Genomic DNA, 2830 nt, shown 5'->3' with positions numbered 1-2830 from the left:
CCACCAGGTCCGCCGCCGCCGGCGCCACCACCAGGTCCGCTACCACCCGAGCCGCCAGCGCCACCGCCGCCAGACCCGTCGCCACCTGCAAAGAGCCAATTGAGGCTGCCTTTCCCCTTAGGCGGCACTCCAGTCTCACCAGGGCGCTGACCGGCAGGCGATGGCTGCGCCATCCGGGTCGGTGGGAAAGCGTTCACGCACGGCGCCTCACCGTAGGGGTTGTACCTATCGCAATAGGCGGGAGCCGCGGGCGACCTAGGGGCCGCGACCTGGTATTGCGTGCGCGGCACCGCGCCGGAACGCGGCTCGCTCACGCGGGGCGGCGCACCGGGAACCAATGGTGGCTGAGCAGCGACCGGCGGAGCAAGGCCCCTGGAAGCTGCGTTGCCCGTGAGATCGCCTGCCTTCTCAGGCGCAGTGGCCACCCTTGGCTCGGCTTTGTGTGCTTCGACAAGCCTCTGGCGCTCATGCGGTTTCGTCGATCTATCAGTCCGGGCGAGGCCGACGGATCCGGACTTGTTGGGCCTGCGCGCCGATGCGACACGCATGGGCTCCCCTACGCTAGCCGATGCCCCCTGGGGTGGGGTGGCCTCGTTTTCAGCAACAGAACCCGTGGGCGCCGGGGCAAGCTGGGCCTCTTGAGTCTGAGGATGCGCTGATTCTGTCCTGGCCTCCGCATCCGTCGATGGAAGGGGGTCGCTCAGCGCTTGCATCGAGGGCGCAGGAACCGGCTCGGCGGAAATCTGATCGGCCGGCCGAGCGGGCTCGCGTTCGGCCTGAATGGCGACAGCTGGCTCAGCGGCCCGGGGCGACATTGGTGGGGTCGGACTTTCTGGTGCCGCGCTCGGCTTCGTGGCCACCGAGGCCGGACCAGAGATCGGCGGTCCCTGCCTGGCGGGTCGCCCGAGATACCAGAGCACGAAGACGACATGCAGCAGCGCCAGGATGATCAACAGCCAGACGATCGACACATCAACGCCTGCAGGCACAGGAATTCCCAAGACCCGACGAGGCGTCTTGCTCCCGCGCTCGGCGCGCATCGGAGGCCAGGAATCCAGAGATCGGGTCGAGCCTTGCGGCGCAGGCGTGTCATTTGTCCGCGTCTGCGTCGATTTGTCGCTCTCCGGCAGAAGCTTTGCGGCGCAATGACGGCAATACCGGGCCGTGTCCCTGTTGAGGGTCTGGCACTGGCTGCAGACGCGAGTCAGATGCTGCGGCTGAATCGCCGGGCCCGGCGCCTGCCAGTCTGTCCAGTCGGGCTGTGCCGGTACCGCCGATGGTGCTGAATTCAACGCTTGCTGCGGCTCATTTGCAGCGACCAACGTCGGTGAACCCGTCACCGGCTCGCTAGGGTCCGATCTAGGTTGGCGGGCTGCCTCGGTCATGGCTTGCAGCTTGTTGCTGGCGCTATGCGATCGGCACCAGCGCGGTTATGCCCGCGAGCAAGTTGACCACCAGCCAGAATGCACCCAGATCCAATGTTCGCGTCGGCAAGAGTGAACCCGGCTGTTGACGCCCGCTCAGGAACGTGGGTTCGAAGGCGCGCTCGTCGTCGTAGAAGGCTGGGAGCTTGTGCGTACAGCCCTTGCAAAATCGCGCAGAGCCGAGGTTGATGGTGCTGCAGGCTTCGCAGATCTCCGTCGAGCCTAGCCCTGTACGCAGCAGCGCCAGGTCCATCAGGTTTCCGTAGACCACGCCCGGCGGATTCTTTTCGCCCACAACGATGCTAGAGCTCACGGCGGCTCTCCTTGCCGGAGGACCTGGTCGGTGCAAGCCGGCGCCGAAGCCGCTGCTCCGCAACAGCCAGCTTCGCGAAGGCCTGGAGATCTTCGTTCGTGGGCCCCGCTCCTGCGCCGCGCAGATGCCTTCCAAATGCATCAACGATGCGTAGCTGGACGGCTCGCCTCGCGCGAGCTGCCAACGCCAGATCGATGCGTTCTCGCTCTTTCCTGACGCAGACTCCCTTGCTGGATGAGCTTTCGCGCCTCGCCATGCGCTTCGACCAGCAATTCCGCCGTGCCGCTGACCTCTTCTGGCGATTGACGAACCGTGACATCTTCTTCTCCGATCAGAGCGGCCGCGTGGGAAACATTCACACGAGTAGTGCGGTTGTCTTATATTGGTGAGCGTCCCACTGTCAGACGCCGGCTGATGTTGGTGTCCCCGGCACGTAACTGGCCGTCTTTCACTTTAAGCCCAAGGAAGCATCGTGTCGTACAAGACACTGCGCGTGATGTTCGAGATCAGGCTGCGCTGGTCCGACAAGGTTTCTCCTGAGGAACGCGATCCTGGGCTCGGTTTGTGGGTGCCGGACACGCCCCACAACAGAGACAAGCTCAGTCACGCCACGGCAACCGGGAACAGGATCTTTGGGTACCAGTCGCATTGGATCGAGAAGCGCCAAGCGTGAGGCAGACATGACCGCGCCGACCGGCGAGGCTGGCAACGAAGCCGGAAGGCAGATCGGCTGGGTACTCGAAGCCTGCGCACGCGTGATGCGACCGGTCGTACGGCTCGCACTGGCCTTTGGCCTGAAGCACTCCCATCTCGAGCTCGCGCTGCGCGAGCTCCTGATCGATGAAGCTCGGCGGGCCTGGCGCTTGAAGGGCACGGAACCGAACATCAGCCAGCTTTCGGTGACCACGGGCTTGAACCGCAAGGCCGTGACGGCCAAGGTGCGCGACGAAACCGAGCCTTTGCCACACACGGAGATGTCGGCAGCTGCCAAGACATTGACGCACTGGCTCCAGATGATTGGCGACGATCCGAAGGCCCGTGTCCTGCCGATCTCTGCCGGGGAGGGCGCAGCTTCGTTCGAAGCCTTGGCTAG

The 2830-nt window shown here is 64.8% G+C and carries 3 protein-coding genes and 1 pseudogene; 2 read left to right on the top strand and 2 right to left on the bottom strand.

Features of this window, described 5'->3' with window-relative positions; genetic code table 11:
• Positions 1-1407 precede the first annotated feature (1407 nt).
• Both APY03_RS36025 and APY03_RS45065 read right to left on the bottom strand, forming a co-directional pair.
• Positions 1408-1737 (bottom strand): hypothetical protein, encoded by a 330-nt coding sequence (locus tag APY03_RS36025; RefSeq protein WP_146039580.1) that lies wholly within the window; start codon positions 1735-1737, stop codon positions 1408-1410.
• A 140-nt stretch (positions 1738-1877) separates the two neighbouring features.
• Positions 1878-2096, bottom strand: a complete 219-nt coding sequence (locus APY03_RS45065; RefSeq protein WP_232324546.1) for a hypothetical protein — start codon at positions 2094-2096, stop codon at positions 1878-1880.
• A 113-nt stretch (positions 2097-2209) separates the two neighbouring features.
• Between APY03_RS45065 and APY03_RS36015 the strand changes: the two genes are divergently transcribed.
• Both APY03_RS36015 and APY03_RS45060 read left to right on the top strand, forming a co-directional pair.
• Positions 2210-2410, top strand: a complete 201-nt coding sequence (locus APY03_RS36015) for a hypothetical protein (protein WP_068685017.1) — start codon at positions 2210-2212, stop codon at positions 2408-2410.
• A gap of 7 nt (positions 2411-2417) precedes the next feature.
• Positions 2418-2830, top strand: a pseudogene (locus tag APY03_RS45060) (hypothetical protein); the annotation flags it as partial.

The organism is Variovorax sp. WDL1, assembly GCF_001541225.1.
GTDB lineage: Bacteria > Pseudomonadota > Gammaproteobacteria > Burkholderiales > Burkholderiaceae_C > Variovorax.
Note: the sequence above shows the minus strand (reverse complement) of the source record. Positions and strands in the feature narration are given on the sequence as shown.